Raw genomic sequence first — 14,184 nt, forward strand, 5'->3', positions numbered from 1 at the left:
CTAGGTCGCCGAGGCGCGGCGGGTGCGGTGGAGGAAGTCCGTGACGCGGGCGCGGTCCGGTTCGGCGGGCAGGGGGGTGGAGGAGAGGGCAGCGTCGGCCTCCGCCGTGAGGCGGGTCATCCACGCGTCGACCTCCTCCCAGGAGAGCTCGCCGCGCCTGACCGCGAGGAGCCGCTCGCGGTCGGGGCCCGCGTCGATCGTGAGGCGGCCCGTGCGCAGCAGGTCGCGGCAGGAGGCGAGCAGGCGCAGCAGGTGCATGGCGTGCTTCCAGCGCGGGGCGCCGTGCAGGCGGACGTCCGCGACGAGTTTGCGGTGCTGGGAGACCGCGTAGCGGCTGAAGGTGGTGTGGGCGCGGCGGGAGAGGAAGGCCCCGCGCAGCGACAGGAGTTCCTCGCCGACCGGCGTGATCCGCTCCACCAGCGGCGAGTGCAGGCACTCCAGGATGTTCGGGTTGGCCCGCAGGGCCAGCTCGCAGAAGCGCTCCAGCTCCCAGGAGAACTCCTCCTCCCGGGGCCCCTCGACATGGGTCGGCGGCTTCTCGAACCGCCAGAAGAGCGGCGTGGGGGCGAGGAAGACACCGCGCCGGTCGGTGTCGCTCGCCCCCGTGGCCAGCCCGAAGGCGCGGGAGCCCATCACACAGGCGTAGATCGTGTGGTCCCGTACCAGGGTCAGGTCGTCCATCCCGGGAGGGTAGGCGGCGGGGCGCCGGCTAGGCGAGCGAGATTTCCCCCTCCGGCGACACGGTGATCTTCTTCTCCTCGAGCGGCTTGGTCGCCGGCCCGTGGGTCACCGCCCCGTCCGTGGCCTTGAACCTGCTGCCGTGGCAGGGGCAGTCGATGGTGCCGTCCGCGACCTTGTTCACCAGGCAGCCCTGGTGCGTGCACACCGCCGTGAAGCAGCGGAAGGAGCCGGCCGTCGGCTGGGTGACCACCAGCTTCTGGTCCTTGAGGACCGTGCCGCCGCCGACCGGCACCTCCGAGGACTTCAGCAGCGGCTGGGCCGCCGTGCCCGGCGAGGAACCCCCCGTCTGCGGGGACGGGGCGGACGCGTTGCCGGACCCGGTGGAGGGTGCGTCCGTGTCGGACCCGCAGGCGGCGAGGGTGCCGCCCGCCAGGGCCGCGGCTCCGGCGGCGAGTACCGTGCGCCGGGCGGTGTGCGAATCGGTCATGCGGGGCTCCTTGCTGGGTGGCCGGGATGGCGAGGTGCATCCTGGCGTGCGGCGGGCCCCAGGAGAACCCGCCACACCGTCTCGTCTCACACCGGCTGCCAGGGGACCAGGTCCGCCGGGCCGCCGGGGCTGCGTACGACCTCCCACACGCGCACCACGGCGTCCCGGTTCAACGGCCCGTGGACGTGCGGGTACGGGTCGCCGGGACCCGTCCGGCGGACCTCCGCCGCCAGGGCGGACTCGTCGAGCTCCACGGCGAGCAGGGTGCCGGGCGTCTCCCGGTAGCGGGCCTGCGCGATGGCGAGCACGGTGGGCCGGTCCGCCGAGCAGTGCACGAAGCCCTCGGCCGCGAGCGAGCCGGGAGCGTACGGGGATCCGGGAGCGGCACTCCAGTCGGCGAGCGCGACGATGTGGAAGATCATGCCGCCGGTTCTACCGCACCCGCGCCGCACGGCCGCCCGCCGACTGGCGGCACGGGGGCGGTCCGGGCGACATCGTCCTCACCGGCTCCCGGCTCCCGGCCCCGCGGGCCCGCTCCGGGGGACCGGAGCCCGTCCACAGGGCGGACCGCCGGGGCCTCAGGGCGTACGGCTGGCTACCCTGAGTCAGGCCCAGCCGTTACGTGATCCCCTTGGAGCGCCCCGTGAGAACCGCCGTCGTCATCGGAACCGGACTGATCGGCACCTCCGCGGCGCTCGCCCTGACCGCCCGGGGGGTCCACGTGCACCTCGTCGACCACGACCCGGCGCAGGCCCGCACCGCCGCCGCCCTGGGCGCCGGCACCGACGAGGCCCCCGAGGGCCAGGTCGACCTCGCGGTCGTCGCCGTACCCCCCGCCCACGTGGCCGCCGCGCTGGCCGACGCCATCGGACGCGGGCTGGCCCGGGCCTACGTGGACGTGGCCAGCGTCAAGGGCGGCCCGCGGCGGGAGCTGGCCGCGCTGGGCGCCGACACCTCCGCCTACATCGGCACCCACCCCATGGCCGGCAAGGAGCGCTCGGGGCCGCTGGCGGCGACGGCCGACCTGTTCGAGGGCCGGCCCTGGGTGCTGACCCCGACCCGGGAGACCGACCACGAGGTGCTCAACCTCGCCCTCGAGCTCGTCGCCCTGTGCCGGGCCGTCCCGGTGGTGATGGACGCCGACGCGCACGACCGGGCGGTGGCGCTGGTCTCGCACACCCCGCAGCTGGTGTCCAGCATGGTCGCGGCCCGCCTGGAGGACGCGGACGAGACGGCCGTCCGGCTGTGCGGTCAGGGCATCCGGGACGTGACCCGGATCGCGGCCTCCGACCCGCGGATGTGGGTGGAGATCCTGTCGGCCAACCCCGGGCCGGTGGCCGACGTCCTCGCCGGCATCGCAGCCGACCTGGAGGAGACCGTGGAGGCGCTGCGCGGCCTCCAGTCCGCCGACGAGGCCAAGCGCAGGGGCGGTGCGGCGGGCATCGAGGACGTCCTCAAGCGCGGCAACGCGGGCCGGGTCCGCGTCCCCGGCAAGCACGGCGCGGCGCCCATGGCGTACGAGACGGTCGGGGTGTTCATCAGCGACAAGCCGGGCGAGCTGGCGCGGATCTTCGCCGACGCCGGCCGGGCCGGGGTCAACATCGAGGACGTACGGATCGAGCACGCGACGGGCCAGCAGGCGGGCCTGGTGCAGCTCATGGTCGAGCCGAGGGCCGTCCCCGCCCTGACCGCCGAGCTGCGCGAGCGGGGCTGGGCGCTCAGGCAGCAGTGACCGGCGACCGACCGGGGCGGCCCGCCGCCCGCCCGGCCGCCGGGCCCGCCGGGCGACGGCCGGGAACGGCGGGTGCCGGGGGCCGGTAACCTGGTGCGGGGGCGCTTTTGGCGCGCCCGCACACGTACGCGCAACCAGGAAGGTGCCCGCACCGTGGAAACCGCAGCTCCGTCCGCCGTGATCGTCGCCATCGACGGTCCCTCCGGCACGGGCAAGTCCAGCACCTCCAAGGCCGTGGCCGCCAAGCTCGGGCTGCGCTACCTGGACACCGGTGCCCAGTACCGGGCCATCACCTGGTGGATGATCACCAACGGCGTCGACACCGACGACCCGCAGGCGATCGCCCTCGCCGCCGGCAAGCCGGCCATCGTCTCCGGCACGGACCCGGCCGCCCCCACCATCACGGTGGACGGCCTGGACGCCTCCGGCCCGATCCGCACCCAGGAGGTCACCTCCAAGGTCAGCGCCGTCAGCGCCGTCCCCGAGGTGCGCACCCTGATCACCGGCCTCCAGCGCTCCATCGCCGCCGAGGCGGCCGAGGAGGGCGAGGGGATCGTGGTCGAGGGCCGGGACATCGGCACCACCGTCCTGCCCGACGCCGACCTCAAGATCTTCCTGACGGCCTCGCCCGAGGCCCGCGCCGCCCGCCGCAGCGGTGAGCTGCGCGGCAAGGAGGCCCGCGACCTCGCGGCCACCAAGGAGGCGCTGATCAAGCGGGACGCGGCCGACTCGGGCCGCAAGACCTCCCCGCTGGCCAAGGCCGACGACGCCGTCGAGGTCGACACCACCGAACTCACCCTCGACCAGGTGATCGAGTGCGTGGTCACCCTGGTGGAAGAGCGGCGGAGCGCGTGAGCGCCACGCCCTCCCCGAAGGGTGCGGCGGTCGGCAGGCGCATCGGCATAGGCCTCATGTACGGGCTGTGGAAGCCCCGTGTGCTGGGGGCCTGGAAGGTGCCCGCCTCCGGGCCCGTCATCCTGGCGGTGAACCACGCCCACAACATCGACGGCCCCATGGTCATGGGCACCGCGCCGCGGCCGCTGCACTTCCTGATCAAGAAAGAGGCGTACGTCGGCCCGCTCGGCCCCTTCCTGGAAGGGATCGGGCAGGTGAAGGTGGACCGCTCCGGCACCGACCGGACCGCGATCACCCGCGCCCTCGGCGTCCTCGAGAACGGCGGCGCCCTCGGGATATTCCCCGAGGGCACCCGCGGCGAGGGCGACTTCGCGTCCCTGCGCGCCGGGCTCGCCTACTTCGCCGTCCGCAGCGGCGCCCCGGTCGTGCCGGTCGCCGTGCTCGGCAGCACCGAGGCCGAGGGCCGGCTCGTCAAGGGCCTGCCGCCGCTGCGCAGCCGGGTCGACGTCGTCTTCGGCTCCGCCTTCGACGCCGGGGACGGCACGGGCCGTCGTACGCGCACCGCGCTGGACGAGGCCACCACACGCATCCAGGGCCGGCTGACCGCCCACCTGGCCGACGCCAAGCGCCTGACCGGGCGCTGAGCGAGACTTGACCTAGTAGTGGAACCGCGCTGCGCGGGTGCCACCGACCACCACGAACGACGAGGAACGGACTTCATGAACGACCAGCACGACCACGGAGCACTTGGCGACGCCGAGTACGCGGAGTTCATGGAGCTCGCCGCGGAGGAAGGCTTCGACCTCGAAGAGGTCGAGGGCGCGCTCGAGGAGGCCGGCCACGGCCCGCTCCCGGTCCTCGCCGTCGTCGGCCGCCCGAACGTGGGCAAGTCGACCCTGGTGAACCGCATCATCGGCCGCCGCGAGGCCGTCGTCGAGGACAAGCCGGGCGTCACCCGCGACCGCGTCACCTACGAGGCCGAGTGGGCCGGGCGCCGCTTCAAGGTCGTCGACACCGGCGGCTGGGAGCAGGACGTCCTCGGCATCGACGCCTCCGTCGCCGCCCAGGCCGAGTACGCCATCGAGGCCGCCGACGCGGTCGTCTTCGTCGTGGACGCCAAGGTCGGCGCCACCGACACCGACGAGGCCGTCGTCAAGCTGCTGCGCCGGGCCGGCAAGCCCGTCGTCCTGTGCGCCAACAAGGTCGACGGCCAGAGCGGCGAGGCCGACGCGGCCTCCCTGTGGTCCCTGGGCCTCGGCCAGCCGCACCCGGTCTCCTCGCTGCACGGCCGCGGCACGGGCGACATGCTCGACGCCGTCCTGGAGGCCCTGCCGGAAGCCCCGCAGCAGACCTTCGGCGGCGCCGGCGTCGGCGGACCGCGCCGCATCGCCCTCATCGGCCGCCCGAACGTCGGCAAGTCCTCCCTGCTGAACAAGGTCGCGCGCGAGGACCGGGTCGTCGTCAACGAGCTGGCCGGCACCACCCGCGACCCGGTCGACGAGCTGATCGAACTCGGCGGCGTCACCTGGAAGTTCGTCGACACCGCGGGCATCCGCAAGAAGGTGCACCTCCAGCAGGGCGCCGACTACTACGCCTCCCTGCGCACGGCCGCCGCCGTGGAGAAGGCGGAGGTGGCGGTCATCCTGATCGACACCACCGAGAACATCAGCGTCCAGGACCAGCGCATCATCACGATGGCCGTCGAGGCCGGCCGGGCGATCGTCATCGCCTACAACAAGTGGGACGAGCTGGACGAGGAGCGCCGCTACTACCTCGAGCGCGAGATCGAGACCGAGATGCAGCAGGTCTCCTGGGCGCCCCGGGTCAACGTCTCCGCGAAGACCGGCCGCCACATGGAGAAGCTGGTCCCGGCGATCGAGGCCGCGCTCGCGGGCTGGGAGACGCGCGTCCCCACCGGCCGGCTGAACGCCTTCCTCGGCGAGGTCGTCGCGGCCCACCCGCACCCGATCCGCGGCGGCAAGCAGCCCCGCATCCTGTTCGGTACCCAGGCGGGCAGCAAGCCGCCGCGGTTCGTCCTCTTCGCCTCCGGCTTCCTGGAGCACGGCTACCGGCGCTTCATCGAGCGCCGCCTGCGCGAGGAGTTCGGCTTCGAGGGCACCCCGCTCCACATCTCGGTGCGGGTGCGCGAGAAGCGCGGCGCGGCGTACAAGAAGAAGAAGTAGCGGCCGGGTCCGGGGTCAGTAGCCCCGGCGCGGAGCGGGCGGCAGGGCCGCCGGGATGTGCTGCATCCCGGTCTGGTGCTGCCGCCCGCCGCCGTATCCGGAGCCGGTGCCCGCGTACGAGTACGCCGGCTGGCCCTGCGGCGGGACGTACGAGGGCTGCCAGGAGTCGGACTGCTGCTGCCACGCGGCCCCGCTCCAGCCGCTGCCGCTCCCGTACGAGCTGTTTGTGCCGCTCCCGTACGAGCCCGTGGTGCCGCTCCCGTACGAGCCGGCGGTGTACCCGCTGCCGTACGAGAACGCGGTGAAGCCGAGGTCCTCCTCGCCCGTACGGTCGCCCGGCAGCGCCCGGAAGGCGCGCAGGTACTCCGAGTACAGGCTGTCGTAGATCGGGGTGGGCGAGGCGTTGCTCGCACGGAACGGGGCGCGGGAGGGGTCGTATGAATGCACGTATCAGCCAACGAAACCGGCGCCCTGCGGATGCGGGGTGACGGGGCGGAAAACGCAGATCGCCGGGGGTGCGCGGGACGGACCGCGCACCCCCGGCGCACACCGCCGGCCCCCTGGTCGGGGGCGGACGGCCGTCTCGGGTGGAGGAGGGATAAGGCTCAGGCGGCCTGAGTGCCGGCCAGGGGCATCGAGGCGGCGACCAGCTTGCCGTTGCTCGCGGCCTTGTCGAGGGCGTCGCGCAGCAGGTCCTCGCGGGGCTGCTGGCCGATGGAGCCGACCGGGGCGGCGTAGACGAGCACGCGCTGGGTCTTGTTGACGGCGGCCCGCCAGCCGTCGGTGACGCTCAGCGCCTGGTGGGCCTGCCACCAGGCCACCTGGGGCCCGCCCTCGGTGCCGGGCTGGAGCACGGCGTGCAGCTGGCCGCCCGCCAGCAGCACGGACCATCCGGTGAGGGGGGAGGGGACCTCGTCGGTGTCGGTGACCGGGATGAAGCCCTGCTCGATGAGGAGGGGGAGGAAGTCGTCGCCGGGGCCGGTGGTGCCGGGGCGGGCGATCGGCGCGGTCGGCTCGACGACCAGCGCGGGGTGCAGCTCCCCGGCGATCAGGACCAGGCCGCTGGTGATGCCGAGGACGGCCTGGCCGCCGGGGACCGCCTGCGGAACCTCGCCCGGGGCCTGCTCGGGGGCGGGGGCGGGGGTCGGGCTGTCGCCGGTGATGCTGCGGACCGCGCCCTGGAGCTGCTCCTCGGAGACCGTCACGACCTGGGAGGGGATGCAGGCGGCGTGGGCGAAGGCGAGGACGGCGGTCTCCTCGCCCACGAACAGCACGGTGCTCGTGGGGTCGGTCTCGGGGTCGCCGGGGGTGCGGCAGGAGGTGCAGTCGTAACTGCCCGGGGCGTCGTCGCCGGTGAGCAGCCTGTCGGCTTCTTCGTCACCGATCTCGGCACGTACCTCAAGACTGACGTCGAGCATGCGCGGCACGGGGTGGCTCCTCATTGGTGCGGAGGCCGGGGGGTTCCCGGCTCGCCGGGATCAACGGCGCAGTGGCGGCCGGGGTCACGCCGTTTGAGGGAACGGAATCGAACCGGCCACCCGAACGAGTGAACCGTCGGGCCGCGGCTTCGCTTTCCCGGCAACTGTTGCCTCTTTGTGCGCAGTTGGTGGCCGTTCCTGTCGCCACCTGTCGTCGTGGCGGCCGGGGCCGTGTCGGCCGTCCGGGTGGGCCGCGGCGGGGCACCGCGTGGCGGGGCGGGTGGCGGGCCGCGGCTCCGTAGCGTGAGCCGATGCCCGATCTGTGTATGCGGCGGGCGGCGGCCACCGCCGTGGCCGCGGCGGCCGCCGCGCTGGTACTCGCCCTCCCGTCGGGTGTCGGCGCGGCCGCCGCGCCGCCCCCGCCGGCTCCCGGCCCGGCGGGGGCCGCGCAGCCGGGCTCGCCGGGCGTGATCGGGAGCGGGGCGGGGGACTGCGGGCCGGGCGGACAGTGGCCGTGGGACTGCGTCGCGGACTGCGAGAGCAGCGGGCGGTGGACGGTGAACACGGGCAACGGCTTCTACGGGGGGCTGCAGTTCGGGCAGCCGACCTGGGAGGAGTACGGGGGGCTGGCGTACGCGGCGCGGGCGGACCTGGCGAGCCGGGAGCAGCAGATCCGCGTCGCGGAGGAACTGGTGGCCGTGCGGGGGTGGGAGTCCTGGCCCGAGTGCGCGAAGCGGTACGGGCTGACGGGGCGGATGCACGTGGTGCGGGCGGGGGACACGCTGGAGGGGATCGCGCGCAGGCGCCGGGTGGAGGGCGGCTGGCGTTCCCTGTACGCGGCGAACCGCCGGGCGGTCGGGCCCCGCCCGTCCGCCCTGAAACCGGGCCTCCTCCTCACCCTCCCTACGCCCCCGACGCCTTCACCGACGCCGACCCCGTCGCCGACCCCGACGCCGCCGAGCCCCTCCGCGTCGCCGTCGGCCCCGTCCCCGTCGAGTCCGACGCCGTCGCCCCAGGCCCCGTCGGCCCCGCCTGCCTCCCCGGCAGCCCCGTCGACGCCGGCCCCGCCGACGCCGACCCCGGCAGTTCCGCCCCCATCGACGCCGGCCCCGCCGACTCCGTCCCCGGCCGTCCCGTCGCCGACGCCTGCGGGGTCGGGCCCCGTCCCGGTGCGTTGAAGCCTCACCCGCCTCGGCCCCGCTGACGGAGCCCGGCGCGACGGCGGGGCGGGGAGGGGCCGGGGCGGCGGCGTGTGCCTGAGGGCACACTGGGCGGCATGCTCGAGACCTCCGCGCGACTGCTGCGCCTGCTCTCCCTGTTGCAGGCTCACCGGGAATGGAGCGGCGCCGACCTCGCCGCACGGCTCGGGGTCACCCCGCGCACCGTGCGGCGGGACGTCGACCGGCTGCGCGGGCTCGGGTACCCCGTGAACGCCAGCCCCGGCACCGGCGGCGGCTACCAGCTCGGGGCCGGGGCCGAGCTGCCGCCGCTGCTGCTGGACGACGACGAGGCCGTCGCGGTCGCCGTCGGGCTGCGCACGGCCGCCGGCCACGGCGTCGAGGGCATCGGGGAGGCCTCCGTACGGGCCCTCGCCAAGCTGGAGCAGGTGCTGCCGGCACGGCTGCGCAGACGGGTCTCGGCGCTCAACGAGTTCACCGTGCCCATGCTGCGCGGCCCGGGCCCGGCCACCGTCGACGCCTCGGTGCTCACCGAGCTCGCCGCGGCCTGCCGCGACAGCGAGCGGCTCCGCTTCGGCTACCGCGACCACGGCGGCAGCGTCAGCCGGCGCGTGGTCGAGCCGCACCGGCTCGTCTGCTCCGAGCGGCGCTGGTACCTCGTCGCCTGGGACGTCGAGCGGGAGGACTGGCGGACCTTCCGCGCGGACCGGATCGAGCCCCGGCCGCCGCACGGCCCGCGTTTCGTCCCGCGCCCGCCCCCCGCCGAGGACCTCGCCGCGTACGTCTCCCAGGGCGTGGCGCACCGCGCGTACGCGGCCCGGGCGCTGGTGCGGCTGCGCGTCCCGGCCGAGGAGGCGGCGCGGATCATCGGGCCCTCCGACGGGGCGCTGGAGGCGGTCGACGAGCGGAGCTGCCTGCTGCGCACCGGGGCGGTCAACCTGGACGTCCTGCTGATTCACATCCTGCTGCTCGGCTGTGAGTTCGAGGTGGTGGAGCCGCCGGGGCTGACCGAGCGGATCCGGGGTCTGCGGGACCTTCTGGGCCGGGCGGTGGAAGCCGCTCCGGAGTAATCCCGGGCCGTGTCCGGTGCCCCGAATTCGGCTTCTCCGGCGGAATTCGAAAGGGCCGGCTAAAGGCGGGATTCGGGCCGGGTACCGTCGACGACCCGTGACACAAGCGTGACCCGGAGCGGAGGAACATCCGCTCACCGGGGTGACGCGTCCGGCCATATGAACGCCGACGGCGGGCCGGTCAGGTGAACCGGCCCGCCGTTTTCGCGGTGTGGGGCGGGGCTGTGCGTACCGTGCCCCCGCGGCGGGTCAGCCGCCGGTGGCGGGGCGGGCCGAGGCCCCCCGCGCGGCGGCCCGCTCGGTGTGCGCCGGGCGGCGGCTGCCGGCCGGGGTGAGCGGGGTGCGCTCGGAGCGGATGACGTGCTGCCGGGAGACCTGGTGCGCGGCGGGGCGCAGCGCGGGGGAGTGCCCGGCGGGGGCCTGGGCGGGGGCGGGGGTCCCGTCCTCGCCGGCGGGGGTGCGTCCGGGCTGCCACTTCCCGCCCGCGGAGAGCAGCGGGGTGAGCGCGGCGGCGACCGGTTCGGAGACCCGGCCGTCCTCCAGCCGGCGGCGCCACAGCTCGCGCAGTTCGAAGACGTAGGCCTCGGCGCGGCCGATGAGCGGCTCGAACCAGGGCAGCGCCAGCATGATGAGCAGTCCGGCGGTCCAGCCGAGGAGCACGTCGCTCACCCAGTGGGTGCCGAGGTACACGGTGGTGGCGCCGACGCTCAGCGAGACGACCGCGGAGAGCACGGACAGCACCCGGCGGGTGACGGTGGTGGAGGCCAGGTAGGCCAGGATTCCCCAGGTCACGACGGCGTTGGCGGTGTGGCCCGAAGGGAATATATCGCCGCCGGCGAAGAGCTCGGCGGAGCCGATCTGGGTGGCGTAGTGCGGGCCGAGCCGGCCGAGGCCGAGCTTGACGGAGCCCACGGTGATGTTGAGCAGCAGCAGGGCCACGCCGAGGGCGATCAGCGGGCGGAGGGTGTGCTGGCGCCAGGAGCGCCAGCCGAGCCAGGCCGCGACCATCACCGCGGTGGGTCCGCGCTGCCCGAGTACGACGAGGTAGTCGAGGAACGCGTGCACCTGCGGCCACTGTTCGTAGGGCCGGAAGAACATGATCTGCCAGTCCAGGCGGACGAGCCAGGAGGTCGTCAGCACGGCCACGACGATCGCGAGGTAGAACGCGAGGGTCGCGGAGAGGAGCACGACGCGGTGCCGGCTCATCTGCGGAGTTTGCAGATGAGCCGGTCGCTCGGGTTCCCGGTCGAGCCGGGCGAACACCGGCTCCAGACGGGCAAGCATTTGGTCAGTACGCACTCAATCGACGTTACCGCGCGCCGCAGCGCAGCCCGGGCGAATCGCGCGCTTTGTGATGACCATGTGATGTGGAGTGCGTCTCACGGGGGACTTAATTCCCCTTGTTCCGCCACTTGTTGGAACTTTCCGGATTGAACTCCGGGAGTGCTGCCCCCGCAATTATCGGCATACTTACGCGCGGCTTATCGAGGCAGGTCAATTCCTTTGCGCAATCATGGATTGGAATGATCCATTCCGTGATCACCGGGGCGGGGCGCCTAGGGCGGTCCCGAGCCGTTGAGCCAGAAGGCCCCGTACGCCGCCGAGGCCAGCGCCACCGCCGCCAGCACGCCCGCCGCCCGCCCCGTCCGCCACCGCGCCAGGGCCGCCGCCACCGGCAGCATCAGCGGGAAGGCCGGCAGCAGCAGCCGCGGCTTGGAGCCGAAGTAGCCGGAGGCGCACAGCGCCAGCGCCACCACCACCCCGCAGTACACGAGGAGCGCGGCGGGCTGCCGGTCCCGTACGCACAGCCGGTACAGCCACAGCACCAGCAGCACCCCGGCGATCAGCCCGGCCCCCGCTGCGAAGGCGGGGGAGGCGAGCCGGTCCCCGATGAAGCGGGCGAACGCCCACCCGCCGTCGAAGCCGTTGCCCCAGCCCGCCTGGACGTCCAGGTACCCCAGCAGCCCGCCACCGGTCCGCCGGCCCACCCACAGCACGTACGCCACCGCCCCCAGCGGAGCCAGCAGCACCCCGAGCACCATCCGCCACGAGCGCTCCCCGCGCCGCAGGGCCAGGGCCGCCGCCACCCACACCGCCGCGACCACCGCCGCCCCGACCGGCCGGGTCAGCCCCGCCCCCGCGGCGAGCAGGCCGGCCGTGATCCACCGCCCGCGCAGCACCGCGTACAGGGCCCAGGCGGCCAGGGCGGTGAACAGCGACTCGCTGTACGCCATGGACTGCACGATCCCCACCGGCAGCGCCGCCCACAGCGCCACCGCCAGGACCCCGGCGCGCCGCCCGTGGAGCAGGTCGGCGACCGCGAAGATCCCCCAGGCCGCGGCGAGCCCCGCCGCCGCCGAGACGACCAGGCCCGCCGAGCCGTACGAGAGTCCCGTGGGCGCCGCCACCAGCCGCTCCAGCCAGGGAAGCAGCGGGAAGAACGCCAGGCTGGAATGGACGGCCCCGCCCGGCAGGACCACCTCGTACGCGTACCCGCCGGCGGCGACCCGCGCGTACCAGAGGGAGTCCCAGCGCGCCGACAGCAGGGTGGGCGGGCTGCTGCCGGCCGCGGCGCCCCACAGCGCGAGCGCCGCCAGCCCCAGCAGCCGGACGGCGGCGAAGGCGGCGACGGCCGGCGCGGCACGGCGCGCGCCGGGGTCCTTCGCAGGGGCGGGGTCACGGGGCACAGTGGTCACGGGGACGAGTATCGACGGCGCGACCGGCGGAAACGGCACGCGGCCACGGAGCGTGAGCGGGCGTGCGCGCGGGGGGAGGACGGAACGGGGCGAGTGGCGCACACCACAGCGGGGCCGCCGCCGGGATGAGAGCTTGACCACGTGGGGGACGCACGAACTCGCGTACGCTGACGCTTCACTCGCGTGTCGATGCCGGACCCCGTAGGACGCCGCACAGCGCACCACACCCGCGGCGCCCCACGACGCTGTCCGCCGAGTGCGAGGGACCACCTGGGAGGTACATGCATGTCGGGGACGAACACGGCCGACGACAGGAAGCCCTCCCTCCGGCACCGGCTCGGCCCGGTATCCGGCGGGGCCAACCGCTGGTTCGTCCTCGCCGTCCTGTGCGTCAGCCTCGTGCTCGTCGCGCTCGACGCGACGATCCTGCACGTGGCCGTCCCCTCCGTCACCGAGGACCTGCGCCCCGGCCCGATGGAACTCCTGTGGATCGTCGACGCCTACCCGCTGGTCTGCGCCGCGCTCCTGATCCTCTTCGGCACCCTCGGCGACCGGGTCGGGCGCCGCCGGATCCTGCTCCTCGGCTACACCCTCTTCGGCGTCGCCTCCGCGATCGCCGCCCTCGCCGACAACGCCCAGGTCCTGATCGCCGCGCGCGCCCTGCTCGGCGTCGGCGGGGCGATGATCATGCCGGCCACCCTGTCGATCCTGCGCCAGGTCTTCCCCGACCGGCGGGAGCGGGCCCTGGCCATCGGCATCTGGACCGCCGTCGCCGCGATCGGCGCGGCCGGCGGCCCCGTACTCGGCGGCTTCCTCGTCCAGCACTTCTGGTGGGGTTCGGTCTTCCTCATCAACATCCCGCTGATGGCGCTGATCCTGCCGGTCGGCCGCTGGCTGCTGCCCGAATCCCGGGGCTCGGCGGACGGGCCCTGGGACGTGCTCGGCGCGCTGATGGCCGCCTGCGGCGTCCTGGGAGCAGTGCTCGGCATCAAGCGGCTCGGCGCGGAACGGCACCTCACCGACCCCGCGGCGCTGATCCCGCTGGTGCTCGGCGTGGCCCTGCTGGTCCTGTTCGTACGCCGCCAGAAGCGGCGCGAGCACCCGCTGATCGACATGCGGATGTTCTCCCGGGCCGCCTTCTCCACCTCCGTCGGCTGCATCGTGCTCGCCATGCTGGCCCTGGTCGGCCTGGAGCTGCTCGCCGTCCAGTACCTCCAGCTGGTGCTGCACCTCGGTCCGCTGGAGACCGGCCTGCGGCTGCTGCCGCTCACCTTCGCCGCCATGGCCGCGGGCGCCACCGGCTCCTACACCCTCCAGCGGGTCGGCCCGCGCACCATGGTCTCGCTGGGCTTCGTGCTCACCGCGGGCGCCGTGCTGCTGCTGACGCTGATGGGCCAGCACGACCGTCCGGTGCTGCTCACGGCCGGCTTCGTCCTGCTCGGCTTCGGGCTCCAGACCACCCTCTTCGCCGCGTACGAGTCCATGCTGAGCGAGGCTCCGGCGGAGACGGCCGGCGGCGCCGCCTCCATAGGCGAGACCTCCTACCAGCTCGGCGCGGGCATGGGCATCGCCCTGCTCGGCAGCGTGATGAACGCCGCCTACCGGCCCGGCCTCCTGAACGTCCCCGGCGTCGCCGTCGAGGACTCGGCGGGGGCCGCGAACTCCCTCGGCGAGGCCTACCAGATCGCCGCGCACCTCGGCGGCCAGGCGGGGGAGTCCCTCTTCGCGGCCGCCCGGAACTCCTTCGTGCACGGCCTGCACGTCAGCCTCGCGGTCAGCGCCTGCCTGCTGCTCGCCGGTGCCGCGATGGCGCTGAAGCTGCCGCGCACCATGGACGGCGCCGAGCCCGCCGGATGCGGCCAGGGGGACGGCGCCGGGGCCGGG

The 14,184-nt window shown here is 74.6% G+C and carries 13 protein-coding genes and 1 pseudogene; 7 read left to right on the forward strand and 7 right to left on the reverse strand.

From position 1 onward, the window contains the following. The 3 genes from AB0D45_RS23940 to AB0D45_RS23950 form a co-directional block, all read right to left on the reverse strand. Positions 1–681 carry a nucleotidyltransferase domain-containing protein gene (locus AB0D45_RS23940; RefSeq protein WP_362462377.1) on the reverse strand — a complete coding sequence of 227 codons (681 nt, stop codon included), beginning with the start codon at positions 679–681 and terminating at the stop codon, positions 1–3. 28 nt (positions 682–709) lie between these two features. Beyond that, positions 710–1,168 (reverse strand): Rieske (2Fe-2S) protein, encoded by a 459-nt coding sequence (locus AB0D45_RS23945; RefSeq protein WP_361608033.1) that lies wholly within the window; start codon positions 1,166–1,168, stop codon positions 710–712. Positions 1,169–1,254: 86 nt separating this feature from the next. Beyond that, positions 1,255–1,590 (reverse strand): DUF952 domain-containing protein, encoded by a 336-nt coding sequence (locus tag AB0D45_RS23950; protein ID WP_361608030.1) that lies wholly within the window; start codon positions 1,588–1,590, stop codon positions 1,255–1,257. A gap of 221 nt (positions 1,591–1,811) precedes the next feature. Between AB0D45_RS23950 and AB0D45_RS23955 the strand changes: the two genes are divergently transcribed. The 4 genes from AB0D45_RS23955 to der all read left to right on the forward strand — a co-directional run bounded on the left by AB0D45_RS23955 (position 1,812) and on the right by der (position 5,938). Further along, positions 1,812–2,900: a prephenate dehydrogenase gene (locus AB0D45_RS23955; protein WP_361608027.1), complete on the forward strand. Its 1,089-nt coding sequence runs from the start codon at positions 1,812–1,814 to the stop codon at positions 2,898–2,900. A gap of 153 nt (positions 2,901–3,053) precedes the next feature. After that, a complete protein-coding gene (gene cmk / locus AB0D45_RS23960) occupies positions 3,054–3,755 on the forward strand; it encodes a (d)CMP kinase (RefSeq protein WP_361608024.1) in 702 nt (233 codons plus the stop codon). A gap of 56 nt (positions 3,756–3,811) precedes the next feature. After that, the gene (locus AB0D45_RS23965) at positions 3,812–4,399 is read left to right on the forward strand and encodes a lysophospholipid acyltransferase family protein (protein WP_361608057.1); all 588 of its coding nucleotides are present in this window, start codon (positions 3,812–3,814) and stop codon (positions 4,397–4,399) included. A 75-nt stretch (positions 4,400–4,474) separates the two neighbouring features. Next, positions 4,475–5,938 carry a ribosome biogenesis GTPase Der gene (gene der, locus AB0D45_RS23970; RefSeq protein WP_362462380.1) on the forward strand — a complete coding sequence of 488 codons (1,464 nt, stop codon included), beginning with the start codon at positions 4,475–4,477 and terminating at the stop codon, positions 5,936–5,938. Positions 5,939–5,953: 15 nt separating this feature from the next. Here the strand turns inward: der and AB0D45_RS23975 are convergent, their stop codons facing one another. Together AB0D45_RS23975 and AB0D45_RS23980 are read right to left on the reverse strand one after the other, a co-directional pair. Then, positions 5,954–6,385 carry a hypothetical protein gene (locus AB0D45_RS23975; protein WP_362462383.1) on the reverse strand — a complete coding sequence of 144 codons (432 nt, stop codon included), beginning with the start codon at positions 6,383–6,385 and terminating at the stop codon, positions 5,954–5,956. Positions 6,386–6,543: 158 nt separating this feature from the next. After that, on the reverse strand, positions 6,544–7,365 hold the full coding sequence (locus AB0D45_RS23980) for a hypothetical protein (protein ID WP_362462386.1): 822 nt from the start codon (positions 7,363–7,365) through the stop codon (positions 6,544–6,546). A 302-nt stretch (positions 7,366–7,667) separates the two neighbouring features. Between AB0D45_RS23980 and AB0D45_RS23985 the strand changes: the two are divergent. Both AB0D45_RS23985 and AB0D45_RS23990 read left to right on the forward strand, forming a co-directional pair. Then, positions 7,668–8,258 (forward strand): annotated as a pseudogene (locus tag AB0D45_RS23985) (transglycosylase family protein); the annotation flags it as partial. A 374-nt stretch (positions 8,259–8,632) separates the two neighbouring features. Continuing rightward, positions 8,633–9,604 (forward strand): YafY family protein, encoded by a 972-nt coding sequence (locus AB0D45_RS23990; RefSeq protein WP_362462389.1) that lies wholly within the window; start codon positions 8,633–8,635, stop codon positions 9,602–9,604. Positions 9,605–9,853: 249 nt separating this feature from the next. On the opposite strand, the gene AB0D45_RS23995 is transcribed toward AB0D45_RS23990, so the two are convergent. Beyond that, on the reverse strand, positions 9,854–10,903 hold the full coding sequence (locus AB0D45_RS23995; RefSeq protein WP_361611260.1) for a phosphatase PAP2 family protein: 1,050 nt from the start codon (positions 10,901–10,903) through the stop codon (positions 9,854–9,856). A gap of 257 nt (positions 10,904–11,160) precedes the next feature. Then, positions 11,161–12,291 carry a hypothetical protein gene (locus AB0D45_RS24000; protein WP_362462401.1) on the reverse strand — a complete coding sequence of 377 codons (1,131 nt, stop codon included), beginning with the start codon at positions 12,289–12,291 and terminating at the stop codon, positions 11,161–11,163. 294 nt (positions 12,292–12,585) lie between these two features. On the opposite strand from AB0D45_RS24000, the gene AB0D45_RS24005 reads away from it, so the two are divergent. Continuing rightward, positions 12,586–14,184: MFS transporter (locus AB0D45_RS24005; RefSeq protein WP_362462392.1), on the forward strand; the 1,599-nt coding region annotated here is incomplete at its 3' end.

The sequence above is a fragment of the Streptomyces sp. NPDC048352 genome, from assembly GCF_040651895.1.
GTDB lineage: Bacteria > Actinomycetota > Actinomycetes > Streptomycetales > Streptomycetaceae > Streptomyces.

Bases quoted from the DNA above. Each gene is read 5' to 3' on its own strand.
- AB0D45_RS23940 (WP_362462377.1), bottom strand. From the start codon at position 681: ATGGACGACCTGACCCTGGTACGGGACCACACGATCTACGCCTGTGTG.
- AB0D45_RS23945 (WP_361608033.1), bottom strand. From the start codon at position 1,168: ATGACCGATTCGCACACCGCCCGGCGCACGGTACTCGCCGCCGGAGCC.
- AB0D45_RS23950 (WP_361608030.1), bottom strand. From the start codon at position 1,590: ATGATCTTCCACATCGTCGCGCTCGCCGACTGGAGTGCCGCTCCCGGA.
- AB0D45_RS23965 (WP_361608057.1), top strand. From the start codon at position 3,812: ATGTACGGGCTGTGGAAGCCCCGTGTGCTGGGGGCCTGGAAGGTGCCC.
- der (WP_362462380.1), top strand. From the start codon at position 4,475: ATGAACGACCAGCACGACCACGGAGCACTTGGCGACGCCGAGTACGCG.
- AB0D45_RS23990 (WP_362462389.1), top strand. From the start codon at position 8,633: ATGCTCGAGACCTCCGCGCGACTGCTGCGCCTGCTCTCCCTGTTGCAG.